The 18251-nt window shown below is 70.1% G+C and carries 20 protein-coding genes, 1 pseudogene and 1 riboswitch; of the genes and pseudogenes, 10 read left to right on the plus strand and 11 right to left on the minus strand.

Translation table 11 applies throughout. The annotated features are described in order from the left end of the window. The 3 genes from ASF25_RS10665 (at position 1) to ASF25_RS10675 (ending at position 1828) form a co-directional block, all read left to right on the plus strand. Positions 1-930, plus strand: coding sequence for a DMT family transporter (locus tag ASF25_RS10665; protein ID WP_056304556.1), 930 nt, complete (start codon positions 1-3; stop codon positions 928-930). Positions 931-1307: 377 nt separating this feature from the next. After that, the gene (locus ASF25_RS10670; RefSeq protein WP_056088527.1) at positions 1308-1538 is read left to right on the plus strand and encodes a hypothetical protein; all 231 of its coding nucleotides are present in this window, start codon (positions 1308-1310) and stop codon (positions 1536-1538) included. Positions 1539-1561: 23 nt separating this feature from the next. Next, complete coding sequence (locus tag ASF25_RS10675) at positions 1562-1828, plus strand: BrnA antitoxin family protein (protein WP_056304557.1); 267 nt, start codon at positions 1562-1564, stop codon at positions 1826-1828. A 57-nt stretch (positions 1829-1885) separates the two neighbouring features. On the opposite strand, the gene ASF25_RS10680 is transcribed toward ASF25_RS10675, so the two are convergent. Both ASF25_RS10680 and ASF25_RS10685 read right to left on the minus strand, forming a co-directional pair. Continuing rightward, entirely contained in the window at positions 1886-2437 is a 552-nt protein-coding gene (locus ASF25_RS10680) for a YaiI/YqxD family protein (RefSeq protein ID WP_082502575.1), read from the minus strand. Beyond that, a complete protein-coding gene (locus ASF25_RS10685; RefSeq protein ID WP_056170519.1) occupies positions 2434-3507 on the minus strand; it encodes an adenylate/guanylate cyclase domain-containing protein in 1074 nt (357 codons plus the stop codon). The genes ASF25_RS10680 and ASF25_RS10685 overlap by 4 nt, the downstream gene beginning before the upstream one ends. 242 nt (positions 3508-3749) lie before the next feature. On the opposite strand from ASF25_RS10685, the gene ASF25_RS10690 reads away from it, so the two are divergent. Further along, entirely contained in the window at positions 3750-4589 is an 840-nt protein-coding gene (locus tag ASF25_RS10690; RefSeq protein WP_056260834.1) for an aldo/keto reductase, read from the plus strand. A 91-nt stretch (positions 4590-4680) separates the two neighbouring features. On the opposite strand, the gene ASF25_RS10695 is transcribed toward ASF25_RS10690, so the two are convergent. Beyond that, positions 4681-6876: a transglycosylase domain-containing protein gene (locus ASF25_RS10695; RefSeq protein WP_056170525.1), complete on the minus strand. Its 2196-nt coding sequence runs from the start codon at positions 6874-6876 to the stop codon at positions 4681-4683. 211 nt (positions 6877-7087) lie between these two features. On the opposite strand from ASF25_RS10695, the gene ASF25_RS10700 reads away from it, so the two are divergent. Beyond that, positions 7088-7954, plus strand: a complete 867-nt coding sequence (locus tag ASF25_RS10700) for a type 1 glutamine amidotransferase (RefSeq protein WP_056170528.1) — start codon at positions 7088-7090, stop codon at positions 7952-7954. On the opposite strand, the gene ASF25_RS10705 is transcribed toward ASF25_RS10700, so the two are convergent. The 3 genes from ASF25_RS10705 to ASF25_RS10715 all read right to left on the minus strand — a co-directional run bounded on the left by ASF25_RS10705 (position 7939) and on the right by ASF25_RS10715 (position 10408). After that, complete coding sequence (locus ASF25_RS10705) at positions 7939-9045, minus strand: acyltransferase family protein (RefSeq protein WP_056170531.1); 1107 nt, start codon at positions 9043-9045, stop codon at positions 7939-7941. The two genes, ASF25_RS10700 and ASF25_RS10705, sit on opposite strands and share 16 nt — an antisense overlap. Before the next feature lie 135 nt (positions 9046-9180). Then, on the minus strand, positions 9181-9555 hold the full coding sequence (locus tag ASF25_RS10710) for a hypothetical protein (RefSeq protein WP_056170534.1): 375 nt from the start codon (positions 9553-9555) through the stop codon (positions 9181-9183). A 10-nt stretch (positions 9556-9565) separates the two neighbouring features. Further along, a complete protein-coding gene (locus ASF25_RS10715; RefSeq protein ID WP_056304558.1) occupies positions 9566-10408 on the minus strand; it encodes an alpha/beta hydrolase in 843 nt (280 codons plus the stop codon). 143 nt (positions 10409-10551) lie between these two features. On the opposite strand from ASF25_RS10715, the gene ASF25_RS10720 reads away from it, so the two are divergent. Both ASF25_RS10720 and ASF25_RS10725 read left to right on the plus strand, forming a co-directional pair. Beyond that, the gene (locus tag ASF25_RS10720) at positions 10552-11325 is read left to right on the plus strand and encodes a site-2 protease family protein (RefSeq protein ID WP_056304559.1); all 774 of its coding nucleotides are present in this window, start codon (positions 10552-10554) and stop codon (positions 11323-11325) included. A gap of 95 nt (positions 11326-11420) precedes the next feature. Next, a complete protein-coding gene (locus ASF25_RS10725; RefSeq protein WP_056260944.1) occupies positions 11421-11675 on the plus strand; it encodes a hypothetical protein in 255 nt (84 codons plus the stop codon). Positions 11676-11839: 164 nt separating this feature from the next. Here ASF25_RS10725 and ASF25_RS10730 read toward each other — a convergent pair whose 3' ends face one another. Further along, the gene (locus ASF25_RS10730; RefSeq protein WP_056304560.1) at positions 11840-12559 is read right to left on the minus strand and encodes a BA14K family protein; all 720 of its coding nucleotides are present in this window, start codon (positions 12557-12559) and stop codon (positions 11840-11842) included. A gap of 273 nt (positions 12560-12832) precedes the next feature. On the opposite strand from ASF25_RS10730, the gene ASF25_RS10735 reads away from it, so the two are divergent. Then, positions 12833-13120: a hypothetical protein gene (locus tag ASF25_RS10735; RefSeq protein WP_056304561.1), complete on the plus strand. Its 288-nt coding sequence runs from the start codon at positions 12833-12835 to the stop codon at positions 13118-13120. A 149-nt stretch (positions 13121-13269) separates the two neighbouring features. After that, a riboswitch (TPP riboswitch) is annotated at positions 13270-13378 on the plus strand. A 76-nt stretch (positions 13379-13454) separates the two neighbouring features. Beyond that, complete coding sequence (thiC, locus tag ASF25_RS10740; protein ID WP_056304562.1) at positions 13455-15371, plus strand: phosphomethylpyrimidine synthase ThiC; 1917 nt, start codon at positions 13455-13457, stop codon at positions 15369-15371. A 74-nt stretch (positions 15372-15445) separates the two neighbouring features. Here thiC and ASF25_RS10745 read toward each other — a convergent pair whose 3' ends face one another. After that, complete coding sequence (locus tag ASF25_RS10745; RefSeq protein ID WP_056304563.1) at positions 15446-16003, minus strand: DUF2380 domain-containing protein; 558 nt, start codon at positions 16001-16003, stop codon at positions 15446-15448. 86 nt (positions 16004-16089) lie between these two features. Next, positions 16090-16548: a hypothetical protein gene (locus tag ASF25_RS10750; protein WP_056304564.1), complete on the minus strand. Its 459-nt coding sequence runs from the start codon at positions 16546-16548 to the stop codon at positions 16090-16092. A 199-nt stretch (positions 16549-16747) separates the two neighbouring features. On the opposite strand from ASF25_RS10750, the gene ASF25_RS10755 reads away from it, so the two are divergent. Next, complete coding sequence (locus ASF25_RS10755) at positions 16748-17323, plus strand: AraC family transcriptional regulator ligand-binding domain-containing protein (RefSeq protein WP_244472977.1); 576 nt, start codon at positions 16748-16750, stop codon at positions 17321-17323. On the opposite strand, the pseudogene ASF25_RS23580 reads toward ASF25_RS10755, so the two are convergent. Beyond that, positions 17289-17382: pseudogene (locus tag ASF25_RS23580) on the minus strand (IS5/IS1182 family transposase); the annotation flags it as partial. The gene ASF25_RS10755 and the pseudogene ASF25_RS23580 overlap by 35 nt on opposite strands. Before the next feature lie 11 nt (positions 17383-17393). Next, a complete protein-coding gene (locus tag ASF25_RS10760; RefSeq protein ID WP_056304565.1) occupies positions 17394-18203 on the minus strand; it encodes an IS5 family transposase in 810 nt (269 codons plus the stop codon). Positions 18204-18251: the final 48 nt, after the last annotated feature.

Genomic DNA, 18251 nt, shown 5'->3' on the forward strand with positions numbered 1-18251 from the left:
GTGAACCCCGCCCTCCTCTATCCCTTCATCCTCGTCGCGGGCGCCCTCCAGGCGCTCGGCAATTCCATGAACGCGCAGCTGCGCGGCCGGCTGGTGAACCCGTGGCTCGCCGCCACGGTGTCGTTCCTGCCCATCGTGTTCGTGTTCGCGACCCTGTTCCTCGTGATGCCGACGCCGCTTCCGACCCTTGAGACCCTCGGTAAGATGCCCTGGTACGCGCCGCTCGGCGGCGTCGCCGGCGCGGTGGCGGTGTTCGGCGGCCTCGCCTTCATCGACAAGGTCGGGGCGGGCCCCTTCAACGGCCTGACGCTGACGGCCAACATCCTGGCGTCGCTGGCCATGGACGCGTTCGGGCTGTTCGGGCTCCAGGCCGGCGGGTTCAAGGTGATGCCTTGGCTCGGCGGGCTGCTGATGGCGGTGGGCGTCGTGTTCATCGCCCGCACCACGGCGGACAAGGAGGACGGCAAGGACGAGGGGCACGGCCTCAACCCGAAGCTGCTCTATCCCTTCATCGTCGGCGCCGGCATCCTGCAGGCGGTGGGCGTCGTCTGGAACGCCGGGCTGCGCGGCGCCCTCGTGAACCCGTGGCTCGCCGCGACGGTGTCGTTCCTGCCCGTGGTGTTCGTGTTCGCCCTCGTCTTCCTGCTGCGGCCGACGCCGCTGCCGACCCGGGAGGACGTCGCCGGCGTGCGCTGGTGGATGCCGCTTGCCGGCATCACCGGCGCGGTGGCGGTGTTCGGCGGCCTGCTGTTCGTCGACAAGGTGGGGGCCGGCGCCTTCAACGGCCTGCTCATCACGGCGAATCTCCTGACCTCGGTGGCCCTCGATCATTTCGGCTGGGTCGGCATGCGCCAGGTCAAGGCCGGGCCGTCGCGGCTCGGCGGCGCCGCCCTGATGGTGGCGGGCATCGTCCTCATCTCGCTGTTCTGACCGGGACGCCCCCGGTCGAGCGGCAGGCGCGGCCCGTGCCCGGCCGCGCCTGCCGCAGACCAGGAAGCGCGAAAGGGCGGGCGGATCACGCAGATTCGACCTGTTTTCGTCGCCGAACGTGCGGTTTAAGTGCGGATAAGCACCGGGACCATTGGCCTTTTCCGGCCGCACCGTGCTAAACGGAACCATCCCGCCTGAAGCCGATCCGCGCGAAGGTGTGTGGACTAGCCCCTCCGCCGCGCGACCGTCGCCCATGCGCGGTCCATCCGGTGCGTGTCGTGGCCTCGACGGTCGCAGAGCCGCGCGCGTTCCTCGCGCTGCGGCCCGCCCTCGCAGCCGTGCGCGATCCTTCAGGAGGGGTCGAGGATAGGAATGCAATGAGCGACGAGACCGACGCCCGGACCCGATCCGAAGAGCGTGCCGAGCGGGCCGAGCGGATGGCCAAGGAAGGCGCCGAGGCCATGGCCGAGCATATCGCTTCCGTCAAAGCCGTCGACGAGCGCACCGTGAAACTGCGCGCCCTGCGCCTCGCCAAGGAAGCCGCGGACGCGGAAGCCAAGGCCGCGGCGGCCGCCGCCGCGCCGCCGAAGCGCAAGCGCTCGTCCTGAGACCCGCGCCGGAGGATCGACCCATGGCATTCGAGCGCTCCCGTCGTCCGAGCGACCCCCGTCAGGCGGCCGAGGCCGCCTTCAAGGCCGCGACCACCAAGGCCCCCGAGGCGGCGCCCGCCGCACCGGCCCGCCCCGCCCCGACGTCCCAGGCAGGCCCGGCCGTGCCGGGTGCGCGCGAGATGGTGACCCTGCGCCTCGACCGCGCCGTGCTGGAGCACTTCCAGAAGGACGGCCCCGGCTGGCAGGACCGCGTCAACGCCGCCCTCAAGGCCGCCGTCGGTCTCTGAGGGTTGCCGTCGGCCTCTTAGGTTACCGTCGGCTTGTGAAGGCCGTCTTCGGCCTCTTTAGGCCGACGCCGGGCCCTGGCCGAACCCGCCGCGCTTCAGCCGCATCACGACGCGGTCGAGGGTGCCGAGATAGGCCGAGCGGTCGCGGGCCGCGAACGGCTTCGGGCCGCCCGTGATGGCGCCGGCCTCTCGCAGATCCTGCATCAGGTTGCGGGTGGCGAGCGCCATGCCGACGGAGTTCTCGCTGAACGGCTTTCCCGTCGGCGCGATCACCTCGGCGCCGGCCTTCACGCACCGGGCGGCGAGCGGCACGTCGGCCGTGACCACGATGGCGCCGGGCCGCGCCCGCTCGGCGATCCAGTCGTCGGCGGCGTCGAACTTGTCGCTAACCACCACGCGCTCGATCCAGGGTTCCCGCGGCACCTGCAGGAAGCTGTTGGCGACCACCACCACGGTAAGGCCGTGGCGCCCCGCCACCCGGTAGGTCTCGTCCTTGACCGGGCAGGCATCGGCATCGATGTAGACCACGATCGTGCGGGCCTCGTTCTCCGAAGTCCCGTTCTCCGAAGTTCCGTTCTTCGGGGCATCGTTCTCCGGCGCGTCGCTCATCGGGCCGCCACCGTGCGGCGGGGGAGGACGACCGGTTCCGTCCGCGTCACCGGCACGATGCGTTCCAGGGTCGAGACGTTCATGGGCTGGCCGCGTCCGCGCAGGGCGTGCGCCCCCAGGGACCGGGCGGCGATGCCGGCCGGCAGGTAGGGCAGGCGCGCCAGGAGATCGTCCGACACGAGGATCTCGGTGCCGAGCGGCCGGCACAGGGATTCGATGCGGGCGGTGACGTTCACGGCGTCGCCGAAATACGCGATCTTGTGGCGGTCGACACCGACTTCCGCCGTGACCACCGAGCCGCCGTGCAGCGCCGCCCGCAGGCGCGGCACCGTGCCGAATCGCGCCCGCCACGCCTCGGCCTCCGACTCGATCCGGTCCATCACATCGAACACGCAGGCGACGCAGCGCGCGTTCTTCAGGCCGCGCGCCATGGGCCAGGTGATCATCGCCATGTCGCCGATGTAGTCGTCCGTGGAACCGCTGTTGCGGCGCACGGGCTCGGCCATGGCGGCGAAGACGGCGCCGAGATAGGCCTGGGCCGTCAGGTCGCCGTGGGTCTCGGCGAACGCCGTCGAGCCGACGACGTCGAGGAACAGGAAGATGCGCTCCTCCCGCACCGGGCGGTGGTAGCGCCCGACGAGGAAGTTCACGAACACCTCGCCGCCGATGAGATCGCGCATGCGGATCACGAAGACGAGGAGCGCCGAGACGGCGAGGCTGTAGGCCAGCACCCGGGGGGTGATCTTGATCGCATGGGAGAGATCGTCGTCGGTGAGCCCGAGCGACCAGACCACGAGGCCGCCGAGGGCGATGCCGGCGGCGATCATGAGCACGTAGGCGAGTTCGGCGGCCGGCACGTAGAATTTCGCCGGCAACCGCCGCATCCGCACCTGGAGTCCGCCGAGGATCAGGCCCCGGTCGAAGGCCAGGGTGGTGGCGCCGACGCACAGGCCGTAGGCGAGCCCGGCGAGCGGCGTCGCGCCACCGGCGAACAGGACGTTGTAGAGCAGGCCCGCCCCGCCGCAGGCGACGAGGATGAGAACCCAGAACCAGCGGTGCTGCGGCAGCATCAGGCGTGATCCGGGATGCGGAAGGTGTGGCGGGATTCGGCGCGGGACGGGAACGGAGCGGCACTGCCCACGGGACATCCCTCGCGATGGTGCCGGCGCCACGCGGGCGGCGCTGTCGAAGCGGAACCGTACGCCCCCTGCACACCGTCGCATGATGGCGCCAGTATGGCCGCGCCGCCTCGGCTGCGTCGAATGCCGCCCGGCCGCGTTGGGAATGGACGCAACGGGGAAAGGTCGGGACGATGAGGCAACGCGGGTTCGGCGGCACGGGCCGCGACGTGGCGGTGATCGGCCAGGGCACCTGGCGCCTCGACGACGACGACCGCGCCCGGGCACTGGCCGCCCTTCGCGCCGGGCTCGATGCCGGCATGACCCATATCGACACCGCCGAGATGTACGGCGACGTCGAGCCCCTCGTCGCCGAAGCCATCGCGGGCCGGCGCGAGACCGTGTTCCTCGTCTCCAAGGTGCTGCCGTCGAACGCCTCGCGCGCCGGCACCATCGCGGCCTGCGAGCGCTCTCTCCAGCGGCTCGGCACCGACCGCCTCGACGGCTATCTCCTGCACTGGCCGGGCTCCCACCCCCTGGAGGAGACGATCGCGGGGTTCGAGACCCTGAAGGCGAGCGGCAAGATCCTGTCCTGGGGCCTGAGCAACTTCGACGTGGACGGCCTCGATGCGGTGCTGCACCTCGCGGGCCCCGGGGCCATCGCGTGCAACCAGGTGCTGTATCACCTGCAGGAGCGCGCCATCGAACACGCCGTCGCGCCGTGGTGCCGGCGCAACGGCGTCGCCCTGGTGGCCTACTCGCCCTTCGGCAGCGGGGCTTTCCCCGATCCTGGCAGCCGGGGCGGCCGGGTGCTCGCCGGCATCGCCGAGGCCCACGCCACGACCCCGCATGCCGTGGCCCTCGCCTTCCTCACCCGCCACGACGGCGTCTTCGCCATCCCCAAGACCGCCTCGCGCGAGCGCGCCGTCGCCAACGCGACGGCCGGCGACCTCGTGCTCTCGGCCCCCGAGATCGCCGCCCTCGACGCCGCGTTCCCGCGCGGGCCCCGCCCGCGCCATCTGCCGATGCTGTAAGGTCGGTGGAGAAAGGGCGCATGGAATGCACCCCGGGGACGCCGGTTCTTCGCTATCGTGATCCCCATCGACAGGGTGCCGGACGCCCCCGCTACTCCCCGACCCCGAACAGCTTCTCGAGGAAGTTCCGGTCGTCCTGGCTCGGGCCGGCGCGACGCGGGGCGGCGGCGGCGACGCGCGGGGCGGGTTGGGGCTCGCCCAGCAGGGCACCGAGGACGCCGCCCGGTCCCCCGGTGGCGCCCGTGGTGGCCGGGGCCTCGGCGGGGGCGCGGTTGCGCCAGCTCTTGGCACCGGGCAGCATCACCGGCGTCTGCCCCTTGAGCGCCGTGGTCATGTAGGCCTTCCAGACCTCGCCCGGCAGGTTGCCGCCCGAGACCTTCTTGGTCGACTCGCCGTCGTCGTTGCCGAGCCAGACCCCCGTCACCAGGGTGGCGGAGTACCCGACGAACCAGGCATCGCGAAAGTCCTGGCTGGTGCCGGTCTTGCCGGCGAGATCCCAGCCCGGCACCTCGGCTTTCTTCGCCGTGCCGGTCACGAAGGTCTCGTGCATCATGGCGTTCATCATCGAGACGGCGTTCGGCTCGATCACCCGGCCGAGGCCGCCGTCTTTCCGCTTGTAGAGAACCTTGCCGTCGGCCGCCTTCACGCTGGCGATGACGTACGGGATCACGCCCGTGCCGCCGTTGGCGAAGGTCGCGTAGGCGCCCACGAGTTCCAGCGGCGTCACCTCCGAGGTGCCGAGCGCGATGGAGCCGTTGGCCTGGAGCGGCGACGCGATGCCGAGGCGCTGGGCCGTCTGCACCACGGTCCTCGGGCCGACCTCCTGGCCGAGGCGCACGGCGACGGTGTTGAGGGAGAGCGCCAGGGCGTCCCGCAGGGTCACGGGCCCGCGATAGTCCCGCGAATAGTTCTCGGGGTTCCAGCCCTTGATGTTGACCGGCGCGTCCTCCCGCACGGTGTCGGGGGTCAGGCCGTGCTCCAAAGCCGCGAGGTAGACGAACGGCTTGAAGGCCGAGCCCGGCTGGCGCTTGGCCGTGGTGGCGCGGTTGAACTGGCTCTGGGCGTAGTCCCGCCCGCCCACCAGGGCGCGGATCGCCCCATCCGGCCGCAGGGAGACCAGGGCGCCCTGGCCGACGTTGAACTTCGCGCCCTTGAGGTTGAGCTCGTCAACCAGGGCCTTCTCGCCCGCCGCCTGCAGGGTGGTGTCGACGGTGGTGGCGATCACGATGTCGGATTCGAACTTCGGCAGGAAGTCGTCGAGCACGTCCATGACGAGGTCGGCGACGTAATTGGCCGAACCGCCGCCCCGCGCGCCCGCCGGCCGGGCCGGTTGCGCCAGCGCCACCTTCACGTCCGCGGGCTTGGCGAACCCGAGATCCTCCATGGCGGCGAGCACCTGGGCGGCACGGGCCTGGGCGGCGGGCAGGTTGCGGTTCGGCGCCAGTCGCGACGGCGCCTGGACGAGGCCGCCGAGCATCGCGGCCTCCGCCAGCGTCACGGCCTTGGCGGGCTTGCCGAAGTAGCGCTGCGCCGCCGCCTCTACGCCGTAGGCGCCGGCGCCGAAATAGACCCGGTTCAGATAGAGTTCGAGGATCTCGTCCTTGGTGTATTTGTGCTCCAGCCACAGGGCCAGGATCGCCTCCTGGATCTTTCGCGAGGCCGAGCGCTCGGGGGTCAGGAACAGGTTCTTGGCGAGCTGCTGCGTCAGGGTCGAGCCGCCCTGCGACACGCCCCGGCGGGTGATGTTCTGGGCCATCGCCCGGGCGATGCCCACGGGATCGACGCCGAAATGCGCGTAGAAGCGCCGGTCCTCGATGGCGACGAACGCGCGCGGCAGGTACGGCGGCAATTCCTTGATGCCCACCACCCGGCCGCCGGTCTCGCCCCGGTTGGCGAGCAGCGAGCCGTCGCTCGCCAGGATCGCGATGTTGGGCGGGCGCTTGGGCACCGCCAGCTGGTCGATGGGGGGCAGCTGCGAAGCGTGGTAGGCCACGAGCCCGGCGATGCCGATGCAGGCCCACAGGCCGAGCACCACGCCCGCATAGACGAAGCGGCCGAGCAGCGAGCGCCGCCGGGCTTTTCGCGGGCGCGCCTTCGCGGGCGCCGCGGCGCGCTCCGGTGCCTCGGCGCGCCGTCCCTTGGTCTCGGTTGCCCGTCGTGCCACGCCGCCCCCTGCGCGATCGGCCCGCGACAGGCGCAGGTCGAGGCTGGCCGGGTCCGACGCGCGCCCCTCGGGCACGTCGAAGTTCGGCTCACCCCGCCCGTCGCGTCCGCGTCCCTTCGCCATGCGCCCCGCTTCAGTCCCGAACAATCCCACCCGTGGGCGTGCCCCGGTTCCGCACGGTAAATACGGCGGGTTTAAGGGTTCCTTAGCGCTGCCGGAATGGCGACGGTTGCCCCCCGGGTCCGCTCGGGCGTGCGGCGACGCGCCCGGTCCCCGAACCGGAACGGCCCGGCCCGCGCGCCGTTTTCCGTGTCCTTCCGGCCAGGACCCCGCGATGCTCAACCTCCTCGTCGCCGACGGCAACGACCGCGACGGCCGTGCCCGGCACACCGACGCCACCGGGTCGACCTCGGCCGAATCCTACGCGGCGATCCTCGGCGAAATCGCCCGGGCGCGCGGCGGGGCGGCCTGCACCTGTACGCTCGTCAGCCCGGCCGATGCCGATGCGGCCCTGCCCGAGGGCACGGAACTCTCCGCCTATTCCGGTCTCGTGATGACGGGCTCGACCCTCAAGCTCGCCGACGGCTCCCCGGCGGTGACCCGCCAGATCGACCTCATGCGGGCGGCTCTGGCCGCCGGCCTTCCGGTCTTCGGCTCGTGCTGGGGCATGCAGGTCGCCGCCGTGGCGACGGGGGGCGAGGCCGGACCCAACCCGAAGGGCGGCGAGTACGGCTTCGCCCGCGACCTCGCGCCGACCCCGGCCGGGCGCGCCCACCCCCTGCTCGCCGGCCGGCCCGACCGCTTCGACGCCCCGGCGGTGCACGGCGACGCGGTGCTGCGGCTGCCCGCCCACGCCACCCTGCTCGCCAGCAACGCCTGTTCGATCCAGGCCATCGCCATCGCGCACGGGCCGGGCGTGTTCTGGGGCACGCAGTACCACCCCGAGACCGACCTCGACGTCCTCGGCATCATGCTGCGGATGAGCGCAGCGGAGATGATCGCGGACGGCCAATGCGCCGACGAGGCGGCGGTGGCGGCCTTCGCCGACGACCTCACCCGCCTCCACGCCGACCGCGCCGGGCATCCGGACATCCTCGCCCGCCACCGCCTCGACGCGCAGATCCTGCAGGACGCCGACCGTCGCCGCGAGATCGGCAACTTCCTCGACCTGATCGCGATGCCCCGTCAGGCCGCCGCCTGAGGCGCCAGCCCCGACCTGACCGGTGCGCGCTCGGCCACGATGTGGAAGGCGGCCGGGCGGCGGAAGAGGAACGACAGCCGGGTGTGCCGGACCAGGCGCTCGAGGCCGAGGGGCACCAGCACGGCGACGAGGGTAACGACGAGGCTGGCCCAGCCCACATCGGTGATCGCCCCGGTCTTGACGATGAGGGTGCGGGTGAGCGCCATGGGCAGGAAGAACCCGAGATAGATGGCGATGGAGCGGCTGCCGCAGGCGCGCAGGGCCGCCGTCACCGGACCGCCGGCCAGGGTCAGGAGCGACGCGCCGGCCACGATGGCGAGCGCCCCGACGCCGCCCAGGACGAGGCTCAGGCCGGGCAGGCTCGCGAGGGTCGGGTGAGCGGTGCCGCCCGAGGGCGTGAAGACCAGCACGCCCTCGACCAAGGCCCAGAGCCCGAGACCGGCGAGGGCTGCGCGCGGATGGGCCCGCACCCGGGCGGCGAACCCGAAGATCCGCTCGGCGAACAAGTAGCCGACGACGAACCAGACGTAGCGCGAACAGAACTCCTCCAGGAGGTAACTCTCCGTGTGCACAGGCACGACCTGCAGGGCGGCGGCGGCCCCGAGGAGCAGGGGCCACGGCACCCGCCGCAGCAGCTTCGTCACCACGGAGAACACCGCCAGCAGGTAGATGAACCACAGGGTCGAGTACGGCTCCACGAGGGCCAGGGCGAGGTGCTGCGCGAAGGCGCCCGGACCCGCCCCCTCGGTGATGGCGCCGTACTTGGCGAGGGACTGGATCACCACCCACAGGAGGTAGAAGTAGGCGAAGTGCACCACCCGGCGGTCGGCGAACAGGCGCCAGTCCCGGTCGATCACCCGCCCGAGGAACAGGCCCGACAGCAGGAAGAAATCCGGGATGCGGAACGGTTTCGCGAAGGCCACCACGTGGTGGACGAAGCCCTCGCTCACGAGTCCCGCCGCGGCCAGATCCGGCGGCGTCATGGCCTCCCCGGTGCCCAGGGTGGAATGCATCATCACCACGAGGACGATGCACAGCCCCTTGGCGACATCGACCCAGGCGAGCCGCCCGGCACCTGCCCCCTGCTCCATAGCCCCGCGCGCTCCCAGCCAGTCGGGCGCGATCCTCCCGCCGCATTCGTAAAGGCCCGGATACCGGCGGCGACGACGCGCCGGGGCGCCTCGGATCGTGGCGAAGGCCGGGTTAAGGGAATCCCCGAACCCCGGTCAGGACGGTTCGCGCCGGGCGGACTTGCGGGTGCGGGTCAGGCGAGTGGCCGCGTGGAAATCATCGGGCTTCGTCCGCACCCAGGCGAGGAAGCGGGCCATCTCGGGGTCCTGGCGCAGCGCGTCCGTATCGGCGAGGCGCCGGGCGATCTCGGCCTCGCTGTAGCGGGCGTGGATCGCCGAATGGCAGATCTGGTGCAGGCGCACGGTGCCGGCCTTGGCCCCGCCCTTCAGCTTCGGCGTGAGGTGATGCAGGCTCGACTTGGCGCGGGGCGGGATCGGCCGCTCGCACAGGGGGCAGATCACCGGCGCGCGGACGGGCGGCCCGTGGGTGGAGGGATCGTCCGCCTGCCAGCGCCGTTCGCGTCGTCCCATATGCGTTCTCTCAAGGGGTCGCGGCGGCCATCGCGTGGCACGCGTCGCCGGGGATGAGCGGCTGAAACACGGCCCGCGCCGCCGCGTCGCGCGCGCCCAGGATCGAGACGTGATTGCCGGGGATCGCTTCGAGATGCCCGCGCGGGCCCGCGAGGGTCGCGAGGCGCCGGGCGAGCTTCACCGGGATCACCCCGTCCTGCAGGCCGTGCACCACGAAGACCGGGCCGGTGGTGTCCGCGATGCGCAGGTCCGAGCGGTAGGTGTCCCACAGGAACAGGCGCGGCACGAAGGGATAGCGCAGGCCGACGAGGTGATGGAGCGAATCGAACGGCGCTTCGAGGTAGAGGCCGAGATGCGGCGCGCGGGCCCCCACCGCCACCGCCACGGCGGCCCCGAGGGAGTGGCCGTGAAGCAGGATCGGCGCCCCCGGCGCCCGGTCCGCCACGGCGGCGTGGGCGGCGAGACCATCCATGACGAGGCCGTCCTCGCTCGGATGCCCGGTCGAGCCCGGATACCCCCGATACGCGATGGCGAGCACGCCCCAGCCCGCCCACGGCCCCTCGCCGAAGCGCTGTGCCAGGGGCTCGGGGGCCGAGGCGTTGCCGTGGAAGCTCAGCACCACGCCGCAGCCGGGGGCGGGCGGACGCCATAACCCGATGAGGCGCTCCCCGTCCGGGGTCGTCAGGATGAGGGCCGTGGTGCCCGGGGGCGCGAGGCGCGCCTCGGCCTCCGCCGGCCGAGGGAAGAACGCGCCCGGATAGATGAGGTGGCGCTGGAACACCGCCAGCACCCCCAGGATGGCGGCGCAGAGGCCGAGGCCGCCGAGGAGGACGCTGAGCAGAAGAAGTCGCATGGGGGTCCGGCGTGCCGGGTGGTGCGGCAGAGGAAGAAACTCCCTGCAAGGTGGGGACTGGACATCCCGGTGTCACCAGCGATGTTGCGTCGCGCGATGGCGGGGCGGATGGGTCAGGGATCGCGGGCGGCGTGGGGAACGGAATGCAGCAGACCACGTCGCGGGACAGCCTCGGCCGGACCGGCCCCGGCGCCAGCGCCAATTTCCTCCTCATCGTGCTCCTGGTCAGCGGGCTCGGCTTCGCCATCGGCGTCGGCTGGATCGCCGGATCGGGCGCCGGGTTCGCCTTCGTGCTGTCGGGCTGGATCTTGAGCCTGTGCCTGCACGAGTTCGGCCATGCCTACGCGGCCTGGAGGGGCGGCGATGCGAGCGTCGAACAGGCCGGCACCCTCACCCTCGATCCGCGCCGCTACGCCGATCCCGTCACCACCCTGGTGCTGCCGGTCCTGTTCACGATCCTCGGCGGCATCGGCTTTCCCGGCGGGGCGGTCCGCATCGACCTGTCGGCTCTGCGCGGCCGCCTGTGGCCGAGCGCCGTCGCCCTCGCGGGACCGGCCATGACGGGCGCGGCGCTGCTCGGCTTCGTGCTGCTCTATCATCTGGCGAGCCCGGACTCGGACACCCTGCGGGCGGTGCTCGCCGTCTCGGCCCTGTTCCAGGGAATGGCCCTCGTCCTCAACCTCGTGCCGATCCCGGGCCTCGACGGCTACGCCGCCGCGCGACCGTGGCTGCCCGCCGCATGGCAGGCCGTGGGCGATGCGGGTGCCCGCCATGCCGGCCTCGTGCTGACGGTGCTGTTCCTGTTCTCCGGCGCCTTCAGCCGGCTTCTGTTCCGGACGAGCCTGCGGCTCACCACCCTGATGGGCGTCGACCCCGCCGACGTGGTGGCGGGATACCGTCTGATCCGCCTGTGGTGAGGCGGGCCCACCACCGTCCGCGTGCCGCGCGCGCGCGGGTTTCGTGCTAAGGCGGCGTCCCTGTCCGGAGGCGATCCCGCCCGGTGGAGACCGTGATGGCCCTCAAGACGACGTTCCTGGTCCAGACCTTCGTGATCAAGCGCAAGCGCCTCGTGCCGGGCGACCGCGAGGTGGCGCCCACGGAGAGCGGCGCCCTCAAGAAGGCGGAGGCCATGGCGGGGCGCTTCCCCGGCACCGCCGCCATTCGGGTGGTGGCCGACGACGAGACCGGCGAACTCGAGAGCGCCGCCATCCTGGCCCAGTTCGGCGAGGTGCCGGACGATTTCGCGGAAAGTCTCCAGGGCTCCTGAAACGCGGGTTCCTGAAACGCGGGTTCCTGAAACGCGGGCTTCTGAAACGCGGGCTTCTGAAACGCGGGCTTCTGAAACGCGGGCTTCTGAAACGCGGGCTTCTGAAACGAAGAAAGCCCCGGCGCGGTGAGCGCCGGGGCCTTCTTCGTTCGATCGTGCGTCACCTACGGGCAGGCGTGACGCTGGCCGTCATTGCCGAGATAGGTGCCCGACTGGCGGTCGTAGGACCGGAAGCGACGGACGCAGTAGGCGTCGTCCCGCTGAGGGGCGACTTCTGTCTCGACGGCGTAGCCGGCCGGCGCATAGCCGCCGTCATAGGCACCGTAGCCACCGCCGTAATAGGCCGGGGCGTAGCCGCCGCCGTAGTAATCGTCGCCATAGAAGCCGCTGCCGAGGCCGTAACCGATTCCCGCACCGGCGAGCCCCAGGCCGACGCCGAGGCCGAGGCCGCCGTAGCCGCGGCGGTAGCCGTAGCCGCGCCCGCTCCGGTAATCGGCGAACCCGCCGCGGTAGCCGCCCCGGTTGAACCCGCCGACGCCGCCACGATACCCGCCAAGCGCCGCGCCGCCGCCGAACCCGGCCGCCGTCGCGCCGAGACCACGGCCGCCGCCGAAGCCGCGCCCCGCGAAGCCCTGACCGCCGCCGAACCCGCGCCCGGCTAGGCCCTGGCCGCCGAAGCCGCCGCGCCCACCGCCCATCATGCCGCCGCGGAACCCACCACCGCCCGCGAAGCCGCCGCCGCCGAAGCCACGGCCGCCCCCGCCGAAGCCGCCCATATGGCCACCGCCGCCGCGAAATCCGCCCCCGCCGCGCGCGTCGGCCTGGGCGGGAATGAGAATGAGAGCCCCGACCATGGCGGCCGATGCGAGAAGAATGCGATTCATGGTGATGATCCGCGTTGCAGCGCCGGTCCGGAACGGAGGCGCGTTTGGAGGATCAACGCAACCGGCCACGCAAGGTTCGAACCGTGACCTCGGCGTTCGTTCCATCCGTCGACGGCTCGATCCCGGACGGGATCTGGGCTGACCCTGGGATCCCAATGGAACTCCGCTCACGAAAATGCTACCTTGGGTTTATAATAGATGGGTTGATAAACCTTAAGTTATATATTTCTTGGGTGGACCGGCCGCAGAGACCGGGATCACAAGGACAAGCCCATGGACATCAAAGTCAATGATTCCGACTGGAACGGCCTGACGGGCGAAGAGCGGGACAAGATTCGTACGATCATCACTCAGATCTTCAAGCAGGATCATAATATCGTCGGAGACAAGATGCAGACCGCCGATGCGCAGCAGCTCGATCCGATCTTCTGTACGCTGGCCTGCAATGCCGCCCAGGGCCTGGCCGAAGCGGCGTGCAACGCCATCCCGAACCCGACCGGGAAGCAGGTATGCCTGATCGCGGCGCAGCAGGCCGGCGACTTCTGCCGAAGCAAGTGCTGAAGACCATGGGCGCGACAGCCGCGCCGAACCGACTTTGACGACGCCGCCGAGTCGCAGGACTCGGCGGACCGACCGTGGCGGGACTTTCGGCGAAAACGCCCGTGTACGGCTGCGACGATTGACAAATCGGGCGCAGGCGTCGAACCTGGAACGATTCCGAGGGGGGCTCCGAGACCGGGAGCTGAGATTGGGCGCGACGCCCTGACCCTTGAACCTGATCCGGTTCGTACCGGCGGAGGGACGGGAATGCTTTCGCCGCGCCATTGCGTGGTGTCCCCCACCCAATGCTGTTCCTGACGAATCCGGGTCGCCTCCCACGCCAGGAGCACGCCCGATGAACAAGCCCGTTTTGCCCCAGGATCTCCCCCACGATCTTCCGCAAGGTCTTCCCAAAGGCTCGCCCCAGGCGGTGACCACTGGCCCGATCATGGGGTCGCACAAGGTCTACGCGGCGGTGGCCGGGCATGACGACATCCGGGTGCCGTTCCGCGAGGTGACCCTGAGCGACCCGAAGGAGGCCCCCGTGCGGGTCTACGATCCGTCGGGCCCTTACACGCAGACGGACGCCAACATCGACCTCAACGCCGGCTTGCCGCTGATCCGCGATCCGTGGATCGCCAAGCGCGGCTACGCCACGGTGACGCCGCGCGCGGTCAAGCCCGAGGACAACGGCTTCGTGCCCGAGGACAAGCTCGTGGCCCCGTGTCCGGCGCAGCGCCTCATCCGCAAGGCCGGCCCCGGCCAGATGGTGACGCAGTACGAGTTCGCGAAGGCCGGGATCATCACGGAAGAGATGATCTACGTCGCCCACCGTGAGAACCTCGCCCGCGAGACGATGCTGGAGGGCGCGCAGGCCGCGCTCAGCGACGGCAACAGCTTCGGCGCGGCGCTACCGGCCTTCATCACCCCCGAATTCGTCCGCGAAGAGATCGCGCGCGGCCGGGCCATCATCCCGGCCAACATCAACCACCCCGAGGTGGAGCCGATGGCCATCGGCCGCAACTTCCTCGTCAAGATCAACGCCAACATCGGCAACTCGGCCGTGACCTCCTCGGCGGCGGAAGAGGTCGAGAAGCTGGTCTGGGCGACCCGCTGGGGCGCCGACACGGTGATGGACCTCTCGACGGGCCGCAACATCCACAACATCCGCTCGTGGATCGTGCGCAACTCGCCGGTCCCGATCGGCACGGTGCCGATCTACCAGGCCCTGGAGAAGGTCGGCGGCGATCCGCTGAAACTCGACTGGGAGGTGTTCAAGGACACACTCATCGAGCAGGCCGAGCAGGGCATCGACTACTTCACCATCCATGCCGGAGTGCGCCTCGCCCACGTGCCGCTCACCGCGCGGCGCGTCACCGGCATCGTCTCGCGCGGCGGCTCCATCATGGCGCGCTGGTGCCTCGCCGGGCACCGCGAATCGTTCCTCTACGAGCGCTTCGACGAGATCTGCGACATCATGCGGGCCTACGACGTGTCGTTCTCGCTGGGCGACGGCCTGCGCCCCGGCTCCATCGCCGACGCAAACGATGCGGCCCAGTTCGCCGAACTCGAGACCCTCGGCGAGTTGACGAAAATCGCCTGGGACAAGGGCTGCCAGACCATGATCGAGGGCCCCGGCCACGTGCCGATGCACAAGATCAAGGTGAACATGGAAAAGCAGCTGGAGGAGTGCGGCGAGGCGCCGTTCTACACCCTCGGGCCCCTGACCACCGACATCGCGCCCGGCTACGACCACATCACGTCGGGCATCGGGGCGGCCATGATCGGCTGGTTCGGCTGCGCCATGCTCTGCTACGTCACGCCGAAGGAGCATCTCGGCCTGCCCAACCGCGACGACGTGAAGGAAGGCGTGATCACCTACAAGATCGCCGCCCACGCCGCCGACCTCGCCAAGGGCCATCCGGCGGCGCAACTGCGGGACGACGCCCTCTCCCGCGCCCGGTTCGACTTCCGCTGGGAGGACCAGTTCAACCTCTCCCTCGATCCCGACACGGCGCGCGCCTACCACGACGAGACCATGCCGAAGGACGCCCACAAGGTGGCGCACTTCTGCTCCATGTGCGGCCCGAAATTCTGCTCGATGAAGATCACGCAGGATCTCCGCGCCGAGGTCCTCGCCATGGAGGCGGCGGGCCAGGTGCTCGGCGAGGCCACCCCCATGAGCCAGGCCGAGCGCGAGGCCGGCATGGCGGCGAAATCCGCCGAGTTCCAGGCCGAGGGCGGCAAGCTCTACGTGGACGCGGCGGAGTAGAGCGGAGGGGGCCGCTTCCCTGCGCGGACGGTCCCGACCGGTCTTCACACTTGCGATGCGTGCGCCGTCTTCCCCTATGGGAAGGCGGCGCACGGAGTCTGCCCAGCCGACGACTGACCATTCTTGCATTCTCTGCGGGCTTCGGCCGGCATGTCTCGGATTTGGGACATGAGGAACGTCTCGGCCCGTCGCCAGGCCTCATCCGTATCGCCGCGGAAGTTAAGGTCCCGCGAGTAGATATCCCGGCCGGTGCGCGCATCGACGATACGGGCCCAGAGCTGCATGATCAGCGTGCTGCTCTTGTGGACGACACCGACGAAGATCGTTTCAGCTCCGTGTGCCTGAGCGACCTTCAAAAGACAGGCGGTTTCTTCGGATCGGCAATCCTGTCGGAAGCGGTCCGCAGTGATGACCGACGCCCGGTACAGGCCGGAGCGGGTCAGGTCGCCCGCAAGGTGGTCGGCGAAGTCCACCAGCCGCTTGGCATGCTGTGAGGCTTGATCGGTCGGCTCGTTCGAGGTGTCGAGAAGCTTGATCGGCAGGACGACGAGCGTTGACGGTACCGCCCCTGCCGCGTGGGCAGGTGAACAGACGACGGCCGCGATCAGAAGTCCGAACCCGCCGATCTTCATGAGGCTGTTGCCGCACGAGCCTAGAGTAACTCTCTTTGGCATCGTCGCGCTCCGACTGTTTCTGCAAGCTTCGAGAGCCTCGGCCATCACGCGCCTGCGTCGGTTTGCGCTGCGAGGAGCGCCTTGAACTCGGGGATTCCAAAAGTCGCTTGGACGCTCAGGTTCGCGTCGAGAATTTCGTAGACCGGGCCGTCAATCTCGCGATTCGTGAAATAGACGATCACGTCCTGGTCGCCGCCGCCCTCGGTATGGGGCTCACCCCCGGCCTGTCCCGCCACATAGCTACCGACTGGACGGACCTCCTGAAGCGTCCCGTCGGGACGGTAGATCCGCAACTCGCCCTGGAGGACGAGCGTGCGATAGGCCGCGCCATGTCGATGCAGTGCGATCCGCTCGTTCGCCTTGAACTGGAAAAGCAGATCGACGATCCGGGCTTTCTCGTCGACGCTCAGGATGTGATAGGCCGCGTGTTCGAAGCCATCGATCGTCCGCCATGTGACGTGGCGGTCGTCGAATGCAAGTGTTTCCCTTGCAAGTGTTGCCATGGTGCCCTCCCGTTGCGTCCTGGTTGTTCCCACGTATAGGCGTCGTTCATGACCGACGTTCACTTGGGACGACTGTGCTCGTTGGCATCTCCCGAACTACGCCAGTTCCACCAGTCCCTCTTGCCATTTGGTGCCAACGCATCGACCCTCACCGCGGGAGGCGCTTATGCCGGGGTACGGCCTGACCAGGGCACGGACGATGGGACCGATCGCGGCGGCCGTGTCGGCGGCCGGCGGTTCGTTGGCGCGGGTGTTCGGTAAAGCCGGGATCCCGCTTACGCTCCTCGACACGCCCGACCGCCTGATCCTGCTGCGTGACCAACTCAAGCTGATCGATGCGGCCATTCGTGAGATCGGTGATCCCGCCCTGCCGGCACGGCTCTCCTTAAGCACCGGCATCGCGGGGCTCGGGCCCATCGGAGTTCAGGTTCGTGCCGCCGAAACGCTTGGGGCGGCTCTGGCGCGGGTGGAGGTCGTCACACCGCTTCTCCTCCAGACCGCGACCTCGACGGGGCTGCGTCGGCAAGGAGCGAATGCCTTCTACGAGTATGCCGTCGCCGAACGGATCGAGAGCGGGCGTCAAGCGAACGAAATCCTCGCCCTCGGATATCTGTTGGGCACCGTGCGCCATTTCCTCGGACCAGCATGGCGGCCGGAGCACGCCGTGGTGACGGGAGCGACCTTGACCGGGCGAGCTCAGATCCAGGAGTTGTTCGGCTCGGAGGTCATTCTAGAGGCTGTTATGAACCGGCCGCGAGTTGAGCGGCCTGTTTGAGCATGAGGCAGACGAAGGCGACGATGTGGAGATCTGCGAGCGTGCTGGGATAGCGCTCGNCTAGAGGCTGTTATGAACCGGCCGCGAGTTGAGCGGCCTGTTTGAGCATGAGGCAGACGAAGGCGACGATGTGGAGATCTGCGAGCGTGCTGGGATAGCGCTCGTAATCTTTGACGAGACGACGGAAGCGGGTCGCCCAGGCGAAGGAGCGCTCCACCACCCAGCGGCGCGGCAGCAGGACGAAGCCGCGCTTGGCTTCCGGCAGTTTGACGACCTCCAGTTCGATGCCGTGCGTGCGGGCAGCCTTGGCCGGCTTCTCACCGGTATAGCCCTGATCGACATAGGCGAGATCGACGCTGTCGCCGGTGGCAGCCTGCACGGCTTGCGCCAGACGCCCGACCTGGGCGCGGTCGTCGGCATCGGCGGGGGTGACGTGCAGGGCCAGGAGGTGGCCGAGGGTGTCGACGGCCAAGTGGACCTTCGAACCCTTCTTGCGCTTGGCACCGTCGTAGCCGGCCCGCTCGCCGCTCTCGGGTGTCGAGCGCAGGGTCCGGCTGTCGAGGATGGCCGCGCTCGGCTCGGGCGAACGTCCGGAGGCCAGACGCAGCAATGCCCGCAGATCGTCGGCGAGTTGCTCGAAGCAGCCGGCCGCCAGCCAGCGCTGCGCCTGCTGGTAGACGGCTTCCCAGGGCGGCAGGTCGTTGGGCATCCAGCGCCACGGCGCGCCCGTCTTCACCACGTAGCGCAGCCCGTTGAACACCTCGCGCAAGCTGTGCTCGCGCTGTCCCGCATCCTCGCGCAGCAGCGTCAGATAGGGGGCGACCAGCGCCCATTCGTCATCGGAGACGTCGGACGGGTAGGCTTTGCGTGAAGAGGTCATGCCCCTTCATCTGGAATCCAGCCGTCATAGGTCCATAACAGCCTCTAG

The organism is Methylobacterium sp. Leaf100 (assembly GCF_001422845.1).
In the GTDB taxonomy this organism is placed as follows: domain Bacteria; phylum Pseudomonadota; class Alphaproteobacteria; order Rhizobiales; family Beijerinckiaceae; genus Methylobacterium.

What these genes read in the sequence shown, in the direction of transcription:
- ASF25_RS10670 (WP_056088527.1), top strand. Translation starts at nt 1,308, where the DNA reads ATGAGCGACGAGACCGACGCCCGGACCCGATCCGAAGAGCGTGCCGAG.
- ASF25_RS10675 (WP_056304557.1), top strand. Translation starts at nt 1,562, where the DNA reads ATGGCATTCGAGCGCTCCCGTCGTCCGAGCGACCCCCGTCAGGCGGCC.
- ASF25_RS10680 (WP_082502575.1), bottom strand. Translation starts at nt 2,437, where the DNA reads ATGAGCGACGCGCCGGAGAACGATGCCCCGAAGAACGGAACTTCGGAG.
- ASF25_RS10685 (WP_056170519.1), bottom strand. Translation starts at nt 3,507, where the DNA reads ATGCTGCCGCAGCACCGCTGGTTCTGGGTTCTCATCCTCGTCGCCTGC.
- ASF25_RS10690 (WP_056260834.1), top strand. Translation starts at nt 3,750, where the DNA reads ATGAGGCAACGCGGGTTCGGCGGCACGGGCCGCGACGTGGCGGTGATC.
- ASF25_RS10695 (WP_056170525.1), bottom strand. Translation starts at nt 6,876, where the DNA reads ATGGCGAAGGGACGCGGACGCGACGGGCGGGGTGAGCCGAACTTCGAC.
- ASF25_RS10700 (WP_056170528.1), top strand. Translation starts at nt 7,088, where the DNA reads ATGCTCAACCTCCTCGTCGCCGACGGCAACGACCGCGACGGCCGTGCC.
- ASF25_RS10705 (WP_056170531.1), bottom strand. Translation starts at nt 9,045, where the DNA reads ATGGAGCAGGGGGCAGGTGCCGGGCGGCTCGCCTGGGTCGATGTCGCC.
- ASF25_RS10710 (WP_056170534.1), bottom strand. Translation starts at nt 9,555, where the DNA reads ATGGGACGACGCGAACGGCGCTGGCAGGCGGACGATCCCTCCACCCAC.
- ASF25_RS10715 (WP_056304558.1), bottom strand. Translation starts at nt 10,408, where the DNA reads ATGCGACTTCTTCTGCTCAGCGTCCTCCTCGGCGGCCTCGGCCTCTGC.
- ASF25_RS10720 (WP_056304559.1), top strand. Translation starts at nt 10,552, where the DNA reads ATGCAGCAGACCACGTCGCGGGACAGCCTCGGCCGGACCGGCCCCGGC.
- ASF25_RS10725 (WP_056260944.1), top strand. Translation starts at nt 11,421, where the DNA reads ATGGCCCTCAAGACGACGTTCCTGGTCCAGACCTTCGTGATCAAGCGC.
- ASF25_RS10730 (WP_056304560.1), bottom strand. Translation starts at nt 12,559, where the DNA reads ATGAATCGCATTCTTCTCGCATCGGCCGCCATGGTCGGGGCTCTCATT.
- ASF25_RS10735 (WP_056304561.1), top strand. Translation starts at nt 12,833, where the DNA reads ATGGACATCAAAGTCAATGATTCCGACTGGAACGGCCTGACGGGCGAA.
- thiC (WP_056304562.1), top strand. Translation starts at nt 13,455, where the DNA reads ATGAACAAGCCCGTTTTGCCCCAGGATCTCCCCCACGATCTTCCGCAA.
- ASF25_RS10745 (WP_056304563.1), bottom strand. Translation starts at nt 16,003, where the DNA reads ATGAAGATCGGCGGGTTCGGACTTCTGATCGCGGCCGTCGTCTGTTCA.
- ASF25_RS10750 (WP_056304564.1), bottom strand. Translation starts at nt 16,548, where the DNA reads ATGGCAACACTTGCAAGGGAAACACTTGCATTCGACGACCGCCACGTC.
- ASF25_RS10755 (WP_244472977.1), top strand. Translation starts at nt 16,748, where the DNA reads ATGGGACCGATCGCGGCGGCCGTGTCGGCGGCCGGCGGTTCGTTGGCG.
- ASF25_RS10760 (WP_056304565.1), bottom strand. Translation starts at nt 18,203, where the DNA reads ATGACCTCTTCACGCAAAGCCTACCCGTCCGACGTCTCCGATGACGAA.